This window comes from Pseudomonadales bacterium (genome assembly GCA_041395945.1).
Classification (GTDB): Bacteria; Pseudomonadota; Gammaproteobacteria; order Pseudomonadales; family Azotimanducaceae; genus SZUA-309.
On record JAWKZN010000002.1, the window covers coordinates 134588 to 149258 of the forward strand.

Annotated in this window: 11 protein-coding genes and 1 pseudogene; 2 read left to right on the plus strand and 10 right to left on the minus strand. The window is 61.1% G+C overall.

The window, feature by feature from the left end:
• Positions 1-16: 16 nt before the first annotated feature.
• The 10 genes and pseudogenes from R3E82_17395 to R3E82_17440 form a co-directional block, all read right to left on the minus strand.
• A complete protein-coding gene (locus tag R3E82_17395; protein MEZ5552660.1) occupies positions 17-1090 on the minus strand; it encodes a multifunctional CCA tRNA nucleotidyl transferase/2'3'-cyclic phosphodiesterase/2'nucleotidase/phosphatase in 1074 nt (357 codons plus the stop codon).
• 127 nt (positions 1091-1217) lie between these two features.
• A pseudogene (locus R3E82_17400) lies at positions 1218-2705 on the minus strand (SpoVR family protein).
• Positions 2702-3967 (minus strand): YeaH/YhbH family protein, encoded by a 1266-nt coding sequence (locus R3E82_17405; GenBank protein MEZ5552661.1) that lies wholly within the window; start codon positions 3965-3967, stop codon positions 2702-2704. Before R3E82_17405 ends, R3E82_17400 begins: the two are co-directional and overlap by 4 nt.
• A gap of 23 nt (positions 3968-3990) precedes the next feature.
• On the minus strand, positions 3991-5913 hold the full coding sequence (locus R3E82_17410) for a PrkA family serine protein kinase (protein MEZ5552662.1): 1923 nt from the start codon (positions 5911-5913) through the stop codon (positions 3991-3993).
• Positions 5914-6093: 180 nt separating this feature from the next.
• On the minus strand, positions 6094-6918 hold the full coding sequence (locus R3E82_17415; protein MEZ5552663.1) for a symmetrical bis(5'-nucleosyl)-tetraphosphatase: 825 nt from the start codon (positions 6916-6918) through the stop codon (positions 6094-6096).
• Positions 6919-6951: 33 nt separating this feature from the next.
• Complete coding sequence (apaG, locus tag R3E82_17420; GenBank protein ID MEZ5552664.1) at positions 6952-7335, minus strand: Co2+/Mg2+ efflux protein ApaG; 384 nt, start codon at positions 7333-7335, stop codon at positions 6952-6954.
• Positions 7336-8106 (minus strand): 16S rRNA (adenine(1518)-N(6)/adenine(1519)-N(6))-dimethyltransferase RsmA, encoded by a 771-nt coding sequence (rsmA, locus tag R3E82_17425; protein MEZ5552665.1) that lies wholly within the window; start codon positions 8104-8106, stop codon positions 7336-7338. It lies immediately after the preceding gene.
• Complete coding sequence (gene pdxA, locus R3E82_17430) at positions 8103-9104, minus strand: 4-hydroxythreonine-4-phosphate dehydrogenase PdxA (GenBank protein ID MEZ5552666.1); 1002 nt, start codon at positions 9102-9104, stop codon at positions 8103-8105. Before pdxA ends, rsmA begins: the two co-directional genes overlap by 4 nt.
• A 34-nt stretch (positions 9105-9138) precedes the next feature.
• A complete protein-coding gene (locus tag R3E82_17435; protein ID MEZ5552667.1) occupies positions 9139-10434 on the minus strand; it encodes a peptidylprolyl isomerase in 1296 nt (431 codons plus the stop codon).
• Positions 10435-12906, minus strand: coding sequence for an LPS-assembly protein LptD (locus R3E82_17440; GenBank protein ID MEZ5552668.1), 2472 nt, complete (start codon positions 12904-12906; stop codon positions 10435-10437).
• Positions 12907-12985: 79 nt separating this feature from the next.
• On the opposite strand from R3E82_17440, the gene R3E82_17445 reads away from it, so the two are divergent.
• Both R3E82_17445 and R3E82_17450 read left to right on the plus strand, forming a co-directional pair.
• On the plus strand, positions 12986-13963 hold the full coding sequence (locus tag R3E82_17445) for a phosphotransferase (GenBank protein ID MEZ5552669.1): 978 nt from the start codon (positions 12986-12988) through the stop codon (positions 13961-13963).
• Positions 13960-14610 (plus strand): nucleotidyltransferase family protein, encoded by a 651-nt coding sequence (locus tag R3E82_17450; protein ID MEZ5552670.1) that lies wholly within the window; start codon positions 13960-13962, stop codon positions 14608-14610. The genes R3E82_17445 and R3E82_17450 overlap by 4 nt, the downstream gene beginning before the upstream one ends.
• Positions 14611-14671 lie beyond the last annotated feature (61 nt).

Here is a 14671-nt window from a genome sequence, read left to right on the forward strand (position 1 = left end):
GCACCCGTTCGGAGCGTCAGGCCATCGGTGTGCGCTGCAGTGCCGCAATCGCATCGATTCGCGCCCGCGCCAGGGCAGCGCCCAGCGCCGCACCCGCAAGACCGCGGCTGCGCAGCGGCCCGGCAGTCACCGTCCGCGTCACGTCACGCACAGCCTGGAGCAGATCCGCCAGATCCACGTCGTGGAGCATCTCCAGAACTTCGAGCAGCGCAGCGAGGACTGAGTCCGGATTGAATCCACGAACCGAAACCAGTGCCTGGTAAACGTCTTCCGCCGGACTGTCACGCCAGCAGGTCAGCACATCCCGGTACTGCAGCACGGCAAGCGCAAGGGCACAGTGTCGACGCGGCGCCTTGATCCGCTCGCCGAATGCGCTGCAGGCATCCGGTTCCAGCACCGCCGTCATCGCTGCATAACGCTGCTCGATGCCGGCGAGGGACACCGGCACCACGGGCAACACCCGGGCAAACTCGGCAAACCAGGGGAACAGTGCGTCAGCCTGCTGCAGCACCTCGAAGAAACGCCCGGGTGCATCGGCAGCCAGCGCCTTTTCGAGTTCGATCCAGACCCGCTCCGCGGACAGTTCGCTGAGCCGGTGTTCTGCCGCGATCTCCCGCATCAGTTCGAGCGTTTCCGGTGCAACTTGGAAGTCCGTGAGTTTTGCCGCGAATCGGGCCACCCGGAACACCCGCAAGGGATCCTCTGCGAAGGCTGGTGAGACATGACGCAGTATCCGTGCTTCCAGATCCGCCTGACCGCCGAAGGGATCGATCAACTGACCGTCAGCCGCTTCGGCCATGGCGTTTACCGTGAGATCCCGGCGCAGAAGATCCTGCTCGAGTGTCACCTCCGCGCCCGCGTGTACCGCAAATCCGCGATGGCCCGGCCCGCTGCGTCGCTCAGTACGGGCCAGCGCGTACTCCTCACCGGTTTCAGGGTGCAGAAAGACCGGAAAATCCCGGCCTACCTGCCGGTAACCCTGATCCTCCATAGCCGCCACACTGCCACCCACAACCACCCAGTCCCGTTCCTTCACAGGCAGACCGAGCAGCCGGTCGCGTATCGCTCCACCAACCAGGTAGATTTCCATGGGCGCTGCAATTTCAACAGATCGGCCGGGCAGGATACTGGATCGCAGGCTTCCTGGCAGAATCCCGCTGCCTTGCACCGACGGCAGCCGGGACTCAGGCGGCCGCTTCTTCCGGTGGACAACTGGCAGAGGCCACCACGCTGTCCTGCCAGACGGATTCCAGATGTACGGGAAAGCCCCAGAGCCGATGCAGGTGTTTGAGCACCTCGGTCGCTGAATCCCCGAGTGGACGTCGGGCATGCCGAGTGTGACGCAGCGTGAGACTGCGATCGCCGTTCAGATCCACCTTCACCACCTGAATGTTCGGTTCCCGATCGCCCAGATTGTATTGACTGGCCAGCAGCTCCCGCACCCGCCGGTAGCCGCCGTTGTCATGAATGGCCGCTACTTCGATTTCCGGGGCCTCGTCGTCATCGACGACCCCGAACAACCGCAGTTCGCGCATCACCCGGGGAGACAGAAACTGCTGGATGAAGGACTCGTCCTTGAAATCGCGCATCGCGCCGTGCAGCACCCTCTGCCAGTTGCCGCCCGCGATGTCAGGGAACCATTCGCGATCCTCTGCGGTCGGTTCCATGCACATGCGCTTGAGATCGGCGTAGATGGCAAAGCCGAGTGCGTAGGGATTCACTCCGCGGTAGCCGGGATGATCGAATCCCGGCTGAAACAGCACCGCCGTGTGGGACGCCAGAAACTCCATCATGAAGCCGTCTGTGACCAGACCTTCGTCATAGAGCTGATTGAGCAGCGTGTAGTGCCAGAACGACGCCCAGCCTTCGTTCATCACCTGAGTCTGGCGCTGGGGATAAAAGTACTGGGCGATCTTGCGCACGATGCGGATAATTTCCCGCTGCCAGGGTTCGAGCAGGGGCGCATTCTTCTCGACAAAGTAGAGCAGGTTTTCCTGGGGCTCGCAGGGAAAACAGGGGGTTTCGTCCCGGTCCATCTCCTGTGCCCGGGGCAGTGTGCGCCACAGATCGTTGATGGTGCGCTGCACGTATTCCGCGCGCTCAGCCTGACGCCGCTTCTCTTCCTCAGCCGAGATCGGATAGGGCCGCTTGTAGCGATCCACACCATAGCTCATCAGTGCATGGCAGGAATCGAGTATCTCTTCCACCGCCTTCACGCCATGTCTTTCTTCGCAGGAGCGGATGTAGTTCCGCGCAAACAGCAGGTAGTCGATGATGGCGCCCGCATCCGTCCAGCTCCTGAACAGATAATTGCCTTTGAAAAAGGAATTGTGTCCGTAGCAGGCATGGGCGATCACCAGTGCCTGCATGGTCATACTGTTTTCTTCCATCAGGTAGCTGATACAGGGATTCGAGTTGATGACAATTTCGTAAGCAAGACCCATCACGCCCCGCTGATAGTTGCGCTGCACTTCCACGAACTGCTTACCGAAAGACCAGTGGCTGTAGCCCAGGGGCATTCCGATCGAGGCATAGGCATCCATCATCTGATCCGAGCGGATGATTTCGATCTGATTGGGATAAGTATCCAGTCCGAAGCCTTCCGCAATACGGCCGATTTCACGGTCGTAGTCGCCGATGAGCTCAAAGTTCCAGTCGCTGCCTTCCGAGAGCGGCTGTCGGGTCCGCGCCCTGTTTCCGCTCATGCTGCATCCCTCTTCTGAAAGAGATCGTGGAACACGGGAAAGATGTCGCCCGGCGTCATGATCTGTCTCTGGGCAAAGGTATTCGGAAATTTCTTCGCGACCTCTTCGTATTCGCGCCACAGCGCCTGGTGGCTGCGCTGGGTGATTTCCACATAAGCGAAGTACTGCACCAGCGGCAGCAGCTGTTCTTCCAGGACCTTTCTGCAGACCGGAGAATCGTCGTTCCAGTTGTCGCCGTCTGAGGCCTGGGCGCCATAGATGTTCCACTGATTCGGCGAATACTTTTTCTCGATCACCTCGTGCATGAGCTTCAGAGCGCTCGACACCACGGTCCCGCCGGTTTCCCGGGAGTAGAAGAACTCCTGCTCGTCCACCTCCTTGGCTACTGTGTGATGCCGGATGAAGACAACTTCGGTACGCTGATAGTGCCGCTTCAGGAACATGTACAGCAGCAGGTAAAAGCGCTTCGCCATGTCCTTGATCTGCTGATCCATGGATCCTGACACATCCATCAGACAGAACATCACCGCCTGGGAGGTCGGCAGCGGCTTCTTCAGATGCAGGTGATAGCGCAGATCGTTGGTGTCCAGAAAGGGCACCCTGGCGATCCGCCGTTCCAGTTTGCCGATTTCCTCGCGCAGCCGGTACACGGACAGTTCGTCACCATCCCGGGCTGCTTCCGCGAGTTTTTCTTCGGCGGCAGCGAGCAGCTTCCGGGACTCGCCGGACAGGGCTATGCGGCGCGCCTTGGATGCCCGCAATGATCGCAGCACCGAGAGTTTCGCCGGCACACCGTCCGTGCTGAAACCCGCATGCTCGTATTTGAAACTGTGGTTTCCCTTGAGATGGCGTTTGGTGAGATTCGGCAGGGCCAGGTCGTCGAAGAGGAACTCCAGGAACTCCTCCTGGGAGATCTGAAAGGCAAACTCGTCCATACCTTCCCCGGAATTGGCCGCCTCTCCACCTGCACCTCCACCACCGCCGCCTTCCGGACGCTTGATCCGGTCTCCGGCCACGAACTCCCTGTTGCCGGGATGGACGACGCTGCGATTTCCGCCTGAGCCGTGCTGAAAAACCGGCTCAGACAGGTCGTCTGCGGGAATCACGACTTCTTCGCCGCGATCCATATCGGTTATGGAGCGTTTGGATACCGCCTCGGTCACCGCCTCCTTGATGCGCTTCCGGTATCGGTCCAGGAAGCGCTGACGATTAACCGTGCTCTTGTTTTTCGCATTCAGTCTGCGATCGATGATGTACGACACGACACCCCTCCGTCATGTATCGATCATTGCGACTTGCGCACTCTCAGATACCATTCCGCCAGCAGCCGCACCTGCTTTTCCGTGTAGCCGCGGCGCACCATGCGGGCCACGAAATCATCGTGCTTGCGCTGATCGTCGCTGGAGGACTTGGCGTTGAAAGAGATGACCGGCAACAGATCCTCCGTGTTCGAAAACATCTTCTTCTCGATCACCGTGCGCAGCTTCTCGTAGCTCAGCCAGGAGGGATTGTGGCCGTTGTTGTTGGCCCTCGCCCGCAGCACGAAGTTCACGATCTCATTACGGAAATCCTTCGGATTGCTGATACCGGCAGGCTTTTCGATCTTCTCCAGTTCCTCGTTCAGTGTCGCCCGGTTGAGAATGTCTCCGGTCTCCGGATCCCGATACTCCTGATCCTGAATCCAGAAGTCCGCATAGGTGACGTAGCGGTCGAAGATGTTCTGCCCGTACTCCGAGTAGGACTCGAGATAGGCAGTCTGGATTTCCTTGCCGATGAACTCCACGTACTTCGGCGACAGGAACTCCTTGATGTAACGCAGCAGGCGATCCCGGGTCTCCTGATCGTACTGTTCCTGCTCGATCTGCTGTTCGAGCACGTACATCAGATGGACCGGATTTGCGGCCACTTCGGTGGCATCGAAATTGAACACTTTGGAGAGAATCTTGAACGCGAAACGGGTGGACTGCCCGCTCATGCCTTCCGCAACTCCGGCGCCGTCCCGGTATTCCTGAATGCTCTTCGCCTTCGGGTCGGTGTCTTTGAGGTTTTCACCGTCGTAGACGCGCATTTTCGAGTACACGCTGGAATTTTCGGGTTCTTTCAAACGGGAAAGCACCGAGTACTGGGCCAGCATGCGCAGCGTATCAGGCGCACAGGGTGCCGCATGCAGAGAACTGTCGGAGATCAGTTTCTGATAGATTTTGATCTCTTCGCTCACTCTCAGACAGTACGGCACCTTCACAATGTAGACACGGTCGATGAAGGCTTCGTTGTTCTTGTTGTTGCGGAACGTCTGCCATTCGGATTCGTTGGAATGCGCCAGAATGATGCCGTCGAAAGGAATCGCTCCGATGGCTTCGGTACCGTTGTAGTTGCCTTCCTGGGTTGCTGTCAGCAGCGGATGCAGCACCTTGATCGGCGCCTTGAACATCTCCACGAATTCGAGCATGCCCTGGTTTGCCTTGCAGAGGCCGCCGGAGAAACTGTAGGCATCCGGATCGTTCTGCTCGAAATCTTCGAGCTTGCGGATATCCACCTTGCCTACCAGCGCGGAGATGTCCTGGTTGTTTTCATCGCCCGGCTCGGTCTTCGCGACCGCCACCTGATCGAGAATCGACGGCAACTTCTTCACCACCCGGAACTGGGTGATGTCTCCGCCCATCTCTTTCAGGCGTTTGGCCGCCCAGGGTGACATCACACCGCGGATGTAGCGGCTGGGAATACCGTACTCCTCTTCGAGGATGGCGCTGTCCTCCAGCGGATCGAACAGCCCGAGCGGCGATTCGTTTACCGGCGAGCCTTTCAACGCGTAGAACGGCGTGCGCTGCATCAGCGACTTGAGCTTCTCCGCCAGCGAACTCTTGCCGCCGCCCACCGGACCCAGCAGATACAGGATCTGCTTGCGCTCTTCGAGGCCCTGCGCCGCATGGCGGAAGAACGAGACGATCTGCTCGATGCATTCTTCCATGCCGTAGAACTCGCCGAAGGCGGGGTAGCGTTTGATGATCTTGTTGGAAAAGATTCTCGAGAGCCGGGAATCTTTTGAGGTGTCTACGAACTCCGGCTCTCCGATGGCGAGCAGAAGTCGTTCCGAGGCGGTGGCATAGACGCTGGGGTCCTGCCTGCAGAGATCCAGATACTCCGTGAGCGAAAGCTCCTCTTCCAGCGCAGCGTCATAACGATGCTGATAGTGTTCGAATACTCCCATGGCCAGCTCTCCTTTGCTGCTTCCGGTTGTCCGAAGCTTGAAGCTACTAACGCTTCTACATTGGATCCTAGATGTGAATCACAGTTTCGCAAGAAGGAGTGCCGGTCGGATGGTCGGACGGTAGGATCTGTGCTACCAGCGGTCGCAGGGGCGGCAGCGGATGCCGGAATCAGGCAACGGCTATGTGGAATGACGCTCGATCGCCTGGACTTCTGTGTATTCACCGGTCTCGAGACACAGTGCGGTGAGCGATCGTCCCCAGACACAGCCGGTATCGAGACCGATCAGATCCGCATGGCCCGTCTGACCCTCGATGGCCGCCCAGTGCCCGAACAGAAGTTTTATTCCCAGCGGAGCAGCCGCCCGCAGCTCAAACCAGGGAATCAGCCCCGCCGGCGCCTCGGCCAGCCCGCCTTTGTGAGAGAAATCCAGAGCACCATCCGCGTGCAGCAGGCGCATTCGAGTGAGGTAGTTGGTGATCAGCCGCCAGCGATCCATGCCGGTAAGATCATCCCGCCATCTGGCCGGCCTGTTGCCGTACATGCCCTCGAAATAGCTCCGGTGCGCGTCTGAGCGCAGCACCATCTCCACTTCCTGCGCATATCCGTACGCTGCCTCCAGACCCCACATGGGGGGTATACCGGCATGCACCATCGCATATCCGAGATCGGCATCCACCAGCAGCAGAGGTTGCCGCCGGTACCAGCGGGCAATCGCATCGCAGTCGGGCGCAGCAAGCACGTCCTGAAATGTATCGCCTCGATTGGCCTTGTGGCCGCCGAGACAGATCGCCAGAAAATGGAGGTCGTGGTTGCCCAGCACAGTCACGGCTGACTGACCAAACGACATGATCAGCCGCAACACCTCGAGGTTCTGGTGACCCCTGTTTATCAGATCACCGACCAGCCAGAGTCGATCCTGGGCAGGATCGAAAGCGATCCGCTCCAGCAGCGCACACAGCTCGCCATAGCAGCCCTGCACGTCTCCTATCGCGTAGGTGGTCACGCTACGCGGCCCCGGAAACAGCCGCCGCCCGGGTCAGTGCACGATCCTCGGCATGGAAAGTGACGGGATGGAAAGTGAAAAAGCAGGAATGTCCGCAAGAAACAGGGTCCCGTCGTCCCGCTCGAACTCGTAATGTCCTTGCATGCTGCCCACGGGTGTCTTGAGAATGGCCGCACTGGTGTAGCGGAATCGCTCACCCGGTTCGAGGCGCGGCCGCTTGCCGACCACGCCCGCGCCCTTGACCTCCTCCACGCCGCCATCCGCATCGGTGATCAGCCACCGGCGGTTGAGCAGACGGGCCGGCGAGCTGCCTTCGTTGGCGATCGTGATGGTATAGGCGAAGACGAAGCGCTGCTGATCCGGATCGGATTCTGCCTCGATGTAGCGCGGTTGCACGTCGATCGATATCTGCGTCATTCATCGCTCTCCCGGGGACGACGCCACCACATTGGTGATGTCCACGTATTGTTGCACGCTGAGCTGATCGGCTCGCGCACCCGCGTCCACTCCCGCCCGGTCCCAGTCGACCTCGAAACGCTTGAGAGCGTTCGCAATACGTTTGCGACGGCCGGAAAATGCAACCCGCAGGACCTGACCCAGGGCGTGGACATCCACCTGCTGCGGAGAGGACCGCGGCACCAGGCGCAGGACCTGGGAATGCACTTTAGGCGGCGGGACGAAGGCTTCCGGCGGCACATCGAACAGCGCCTCCACTTCGCAGTGATACTGGGTGATGACGGTCAGCCGCCCCCAGGCCTTGGTACCCGGCTCGGCAGCCAGACGGGCGCCAAGCTCCCTCTGCACCATGAAGTGCATGTCGGTGATGGCACCGATGCTCTCGAACAGCTTCATCAGCAGCGGGGTGGTGATGTTGTAGGGCAGATTGCCGACGATGCGCCAGCCTGGCGGGTCGAGCAACCTGTCCACGTCTACTTTCAGAATGTCCGCGCTGTGCAGCTCGATGCCGTGGAAGCGTGCCAGCAGCGGGGCGATCAGATCCCGATCGATCTCCACAGCCTGGTAGCGTCGGCTGCTGCCGAAAAGCTGAGCCGTCAGCGCTCCATGCCCGGGGCCGATTTCGAGAAGCTGGTCATCGGCGCGGGGACGTACTGCGCTCCCGATCTGCTGGAGCACACCCTCGTCTTCGAGAAAGTGCTGGCCGAAGCGTTTTCGCGCGAAGTGTTTCATCCACCCCGGCCGGACGGTGCCGGCGGATTCATGACCAGCCGTTCTGCGAGATCGAGCGCCGCCTGCAGGCTGCCGCTGTCTGCCCTGCCAGTGCCGGCGAGGTCAAGCGCGGTGCCGTGATCGACTGAGGTCCGCACAAAGGGCAGGCCCAGCGTCACATTCACCGCCTCGCCAAAACCCTGGTACTTGAGAACCGGCAGCCCCTGATCGTGATACATGGCCAGGACCGCATCGGCACCGGCCAGCTGCCGGGGGGTGAACAGGGTGTCTGCCGGCAGGGGACCCCGCAGCCGTGCGCCGCGCGCCCGGAAAGCATCGAGCACGGGCGTAATCGTGTCGATTTCTTCCCTGCCGAGGTGTCCGCCTTCACCCGCATGAGGATTCAGTCCCGCCACCAGAACTCTGGGCCTGCGGATCCCGAAACTCCCCTCCAGCCCGCGCAGCAGAATCTCCAGCGTCTGCGTCAGTACCTCGCGCGTGAGTGCGGCGGCAACATCCTTCAGGGGGACATGGGTCGTAGCCAGCGCCACCCGGAGGTTGCCGGCGACCAGCAGCATTACCACATCGCTGACACCGGCCCGATCACGGAAAAACTCGGTGTGGCCGGTAAACGGGATACCCGCCTCATTGATGATGGATTTCTGCACAGGGGCGGTCACCAGCGCCTGGCAGCTGCCTGCCACGCAGTGATCCGTCGCAGCTTCCAGCATCCGCACCACATAGCCGGCATTGTTCACATCCAGCACCCCGGGCCGCTCACGCACCGGCAGGGCCAGGTGATGCACGGTCAGCACGGCGGGATCCCTGCTGGGGTTTTCGACGTCCGCGTCAATCTCGAGTGGCAGCTTCAGTCTCGCTGCAGCACGACGCAGCAGGTCCGCATCACCGAATACCAGCCACTGAGCGCGCCGCGTGCGCTGAGCGAGAGCGACCAGCAGATCCGGGCCTACTCCCGCCGGTTCTCCGGAGGTGATGGCGAGCCGCGTGCGCTGTCCCATGTTTTCCCGGAGTGTGTCCGCTGGACCACTGGTGTCAGATTCGAATCTCGACAAAGGCCTCGTCTCTGAGTTCCTTCAGCCACTTCTCCGTTTCCTCTTCGAAACGGCGGGTGTGGAGTATCTGCAGCGCCATATCCTTACGCGTCGCTTCGCTCATGTCCTGCTCACGGCGATCCTGCACTTCGAGGATGTGCCAGCCGTAGTTCGAGCGGAACGGCGGGCTCACGGATTTGGTCGGTGTATCGGCAAGGGCACGCTGAAACTCCGGTACGAACTCATTACCCGATGTCCAGCCCAGACTGCCGCCATTGAGCGCACTGCCCGGATCCTGAGAATATTCGATGGCAAGCTCCGCAAAGTCTTCGCCCGCAAGCACCCGATCATAGAGACTGCGGATGAGTGCTTCCGTCTCTGCCTCGGTCCGGATCGCTGAAGACTGCACCAGAATGTGCCGCAACAGACTCTGCTGCTCAGTCTGGACACCTGCCCCGCGCTGCTCCAGCAGTTTCACGATATGCAGACCACTGCCGCTTGCGATCGGTGGAGAGACTTCACCGACCTCCATCTTGATCACGTACTCCGCGAACAGACTCGGCAGTTCCGCCGCCTTGCGCCAGCCCAGATCTCCACCTTCCAGCGCGTTGCTGCCCTTGGAGTACTCCACAGCCATCTGGGCAAAATCGGCACCATCCCGCAGCCGCCTGACCAGTTCGATGGCGCCGTCCTCCGCTGCTTTCTGCGCAGCAGCATCTGCATCCGGGTCTATTTCCAGAAGGATGTGGCCGACCCGGAACTCATCCGAGAGAAGTTCCTGATAGTAGGGAGAATTGAGCAGATCGGTGATGTCCTGGTCCGTGATGGTGATGCGCCGATTCACGATGGCGCGCTGCAGACGCTGCATCACCATCTCCTTGCGGATCTGCTCCCGGAATTCCGTGTAACTGCGCCCATCGCTGGCGAGTGCCTGGGCGAACTGTTCGATCGTCATGTTGTTCTGGGAGGCGAAGCCGTTCACTGCACGGGTAAGGGTTTCATCGTCGATGAGCACACCGCGGCGATCCGCTTCCTGGATCTGCAGGCTCTCGATGATCAGACGCTCCATCACCTGACTGACCAGGTATTCGTTCGGCGGCATCTGGGAATTGTTCGACGCGAACTGAGCACGCACCATGTCCAGGCGTTCCAGCAGCTCCGAGGCGAGCACCACATCGTCTTCGACCACGGCCACGATGCCATCCAGCTCCCGGTATTCGGCCCGCACGGCAGCGGCCGGGAGCAGGTTCAGCAGCCCCAGTGCAAGCGCCAGTGTCGAAAGTTTCCGGCTGATCATCTAATTCTCCGCGCTGTAACCCGGCAGGCTCTTCGCCAGCAGGGACTCGACCTGACCGCCTATGCCGGCCAGACCCTTGAAGACCACCTGCAGATAGACGCCGAAGCTGGTCTCGGCGACATCGAATTCAGCGGCAGATGGGGTGTTGAGGTAGTGCCGGCCGATGACCCTGATCTTCCAGCAGCAGTCGTTGTACTCGATTCCACCGAGACCCTCAATGGTTCGACCGCTGTTGAGGTCGTAGTTCCAGCGTCCGACCAGGGCGTAGCGCCGACTGATCGGCCAGGTGAAACCCACATCGGTCTGATCCACGTCAGACAGCCGCTGATACCGGTAGCCGAGGTGCACGATATGGTCATTGTCCGACAGATAGCGCAGGAAGCCGCCCGCCTCGGTGACATACTTTTCATGAGGGTCCCACATCAGGTCGCCACCCAGGGCCCAGGGCCCCCGGTAGCCGGTCAGTTCGGCCGCGTACTGGGAGCTGCTGTTGAGATCGCGGGAACTCTGGGTGCCCGAGGTGGTGACTCGACGGTCCTTGAAATACTGAATCTGGCCGATGCTGGCGCGTACCAGCTCTGCGCCGGTATCCGCCCGCAGCAGTCGGCTGGTGAGTCCGAGGGAGACCTGGTCGGCATCACCGATCCGGTCGATGCCGCTGAACCGGTTGTCCCGGTACAGCTGGTCATAGCGGAAGGTCAGCTCACTGACATCAAACTGGGGCAGGTCGTCCTGATCCTCATACTGCTGGTAGAGATAAAACACCCGCGGTTCCAGCGTATGCACCAGGCTGGCACCCCCCCTGATCAGATCCCGCTCGAAGTACAGCCCGGTATCGACACTGCCGAGGCCGATTTTCCGCACCGGATCCTTGTCGACGTCGGGTTCCACATCATTGAGCTGGTAGCGGGTGTAGCGGTAACCGCCGGTCAGGTTCAGAAATCCCCAGGATCGGCTCAGGGGTAACCTGAGGCGGGGCTCCATGTGGTAACGATCACCGACGACCCGTGCCGCACCGGTCAGATCGTCGTTGTCCCGGGTGAAACTTGCGGCCGACGCACCCAGGCTCCATTCCAGGCCGAGCGGCGCATCACCCAGATAATTGACCGCCAGCTCGGGCAGCCGCTGATACGGATCAACGGTCACCTCATCGAGCCGGTCGAAGCGCTGTGCCCACAGGCGCACGTCCAGCCCTTCGTTGCTGTAGAGAACTTCGCCTCTGCGCTCCAGTTCGAGGCGCGAGCGGACATCGAGTTCGGTACCCAGATTGCGGAAGTAGTCCCGGTCACTGACAGCCGTGTAGTTCACGGTCGTGTGAAAATTCCCGACATCGCCCTCGTGGAACATCGCATACAGCCAGCGGTCGGCCGGCTGGAAGGGCTCTGTTGCCGCACCCGTCTGCAGCAGGTCGTCGTAGTCGCTTCTGTCGTAGGTACCATCGTACTCATCGTCCGATGGCAGCCAGGCGCCATAGAGCGACGTCTTCTGCCAGGCAGAACGGTGGCGGAACTCCGCATCCACTCCCATACCCCGCTTCTCCAGATAGCGGGGCACGACGGTTGCATCGTAGTTGGGTGCGAGGTTCAGATAATAGGGCGGTGCAAATTCAATGCCGTTCTGATCCGAAAAGCCCAAGGTCGGAAACAGCCAGCCGGACTTGCGCTCATCGGTCACCGGAATGCTCAGGTAGGGGGTGTAGAAAACGGGCACATCCTTCACCCGCAGCACCGCGTCTCTGGCGACCCCGTAAATGGCCCCTTCCTTGACTTCGAAGGATCTGGCCGTCACCCGCCAGTTGTTGTTGTAGGGATCACAGCGGGTGAATGAGAGTCTGTCGATCTGCAGCGTGCCGAGTTCGTCCCGATCCACTTCCTCCGCCACACCCCGGAATTCCGGTTCAATGAGCAGAAATTCCACGTCCTGGAAATTCACCGCTTTGTTGTCGAGGTTCACGCTCGCCTGCTGCCCCTGGAGGATCAGAGCAGGTTCCTCGACCAGCACACCCGCATCCACCGTACCGATGCGGGTACGGTGGTCCATGGCAACAGACTCGGCCGCAATGCTGCGGTTGCCCTGGGTGACGGTCACCGCACCATCGAGCTGCACGCGTCCGTCCTGCCAGTACTGTCCGTGCCGAGCCTGGGCCTGCACGGGATAGTCTTCGTCCCGGTCCGAGGCGGGATAGGGGAAACTGGGCCAGCGATAAGCGCCTGCGCAGAATTCCGGCACCCCCACCAGCTCGGTCGCGCTCAGGGCGTCCCGGGGGTGCCAGTACTGCCCTGCGAGCCCGGAACTCTGTGGACTCACCTTCCTCGCCGTATCTTCGGCTGCCAGCGCAACCGCCGGCAGGGTCAGCCACAGGCCGGCAGCGAGCAACAGCGCGCTCGGGCTGCACGACAACAGGCCAGTGGGGTGGTGGGAAATCATGGCGGGCGATGATACCCCATCGCGACGCGGTACAATGCCGGCCACCTGAAGAACCCTGCCCGCTACAGAGCACCGTCAGATCGCCGCGATTACCACAGCCACGGATCCGCAACTCAAAGTCTGGGTGGCCGCTGCGCTGCCGGGCAGTTTCCTGCCCGCTCAGATCCACCTGCACCCGCTCAAGGCCGAGGCAAGCTTTCGCAGTTTCTTCAGAGTGCTGGTCAGCGCGGATCAGGATGCCGGGGCCGCACAGGCAAGCGGCCGTGTGCTGATGGTTTCGCCGCCGGAGAAGGAAAACAACGCCCAGTTCAAAGCCCTGATCCCCGTGTTCCTGCAAGCTGGAGTCAGGGTCCCCGCCCTGTCGGCATCCAGAGACGAATCCGGCTGGTTTCTGCTTGAAGATCTTGGCGACCGGGATCTGCAGCATGCCTATGCGGGCGTCGAGCGTGCACCTGCGATCCAGGCTGCCCTTGCCACGCTGGCCCGCATTCAGACGATCCGCGATCCGCTGCTCGCCCCCTACACCAGGAGTCGCTTTCGAGACGAGCTGGGCATTTTCCGTGAGTGGTTCCTGCAGCGCCTGCTGCAGATCCGGCTGCCACGGCAGCTCGAAGCGACGATGGATGTGCTCGCCGCACAGCCGTCAACTCAACCCCAGTGCTGTGTGCACCGGGACTATCACTGCCGCAATCTGCTCTATTCCAGCACGGGTGAATTCGGGGTGGTGGATTTCCAGGACGCACTCATCGGTCCCTCCGCCTATGACCTGGCCTCGCTGCTGCACGACTGCTACTTCCACTTCGACAGCGAGGAGATCGACTACTGGCGCGAACACTTTCGCGCGTCCTTCGCACCCGAGCTCAGCACTGCACTGCTCCAGCGCAACGTCGAATTCTGCGCGGTGCAGCGGCAACTCAAAGCTATCGGCATCTTCACCCGCCTGCATCTGAGTCGCACCATCAGCAGCCACCTGACGCACATACTGCCGGTACTGGAACGGCTGCCCGGGCTGTGCGCACACCACGCCGAGCTCGAATCCCTGGGGCGCTGGCTGGCCGAACTCCTTCCCGCCGCCGCGCAGGTGCTGGAACCTTACCGATGAAGGCAATGATCCTCGCAGCCGGACGCGGCGAACGTCTCCGCCCCCTCACCGATCAGACCCCGAAACCCATGCTGCGCGTCCACGGCCGGCCCCTGCTCGAACACCAGATCGAGTGGCTGAAGGCGGCGGGTATCACAGATCTGGTCATCAACCTGCATCATCTGGGTGCGCAGATCGAAAATTACTTCGGAGATGGCGAACGCTTCGGTGTGCGCATCCGCTACAGCCACGAGTCCGAGCTCCTGGATACCGGTGGCGGGATCCTCAACGCTCTGCCCCTGCTCGGCTCCGAACCTTTCCTGGTGATGAACGGCGACATCTTCACCGACTTTCCGCTCACCGACCTCAAGCCCCTGCCGGAGTGGGCCGACATTCACCTGGTGCTGACTCCCAGACCGGCTTTTCGCGAATCCGGAGATTTCGAGTTTGCCGCGGGCCGCATCCTCAGCCGGGGCAACAGTTTCGTGTACTGCTGTATCGCTATCCTCCGACCACGGCTTTTCGACGGCTTCGCCCGCGCACCGTTTTCCCTGCGCGAGCGATTCTTCGAGTGCGTTGCGCGAAGGCGCGCATCGGCCCAGATCTGGACCGGTGCATGGACGGATATCGGTAATCGTGAACAACTCGATGCGCTGAACGCCGAATAAGCCCGGGCGAGGGCCGCCTGCGCATCTATGCTCAGGGTATCTCGATGAGTAAACGGTCCAC

What these genes read in the sequence shown, in the direction of transcription:
- apaG (MEZ5552664.1), bottom strand. Translation starts at nt 7,335, where the DNA reads ATGACGCAGATATCGATCGACGTGCAACCGCGCTACATCGAGGCAGAA.
- R3E82_17410 (MEZ5552662.1), bottom strand. Translation starts at nt 5,913, where the DNA reads ATGGGAGTATTCGAACACTATCAGCATCGTTATGACGCTGCGCTGGAA.
- R3E82_17450 (MEZ5552670.1), top strand. Translation starts at nt 13,960, where the DNA reads ATGAAGGCAATGATCCTCGCAGCCGGACGCGGCGAACGTCTCCGCCCC.
- R3E82_17395 (MEZ5552660.1), bottom strand. Translation starts at nt 1,090, where the DNA reads ATGGAAATCTACCTGGTTGGTGGAGCGATACGCGACCGGCTGCTCGGT.
- pdxA (MEZ5552666.1), bottom strand. Translation starts at nt 9,104, where the DNA reads ATGGGACAGCGCACGCGGCTCGCCATCACCTCCGGAGAACCGGCGGGA.
- rsmA (MEZ5552665.1), bottom strand. Translation starts at nt 8,106, where the DNA reads ATGAAACACTTCGCGCGAAAACGCTTCGGCCAGCACTTTCTCGAAGAC.
- R3E82_17435 (MEZ5552667.1), bottom strand. Translation starts at nt 10,434, where the DNA reads ATGATCAGCCGGAAACTTTCGACACTGGCGCTTGCACTGGGGCTGCTG.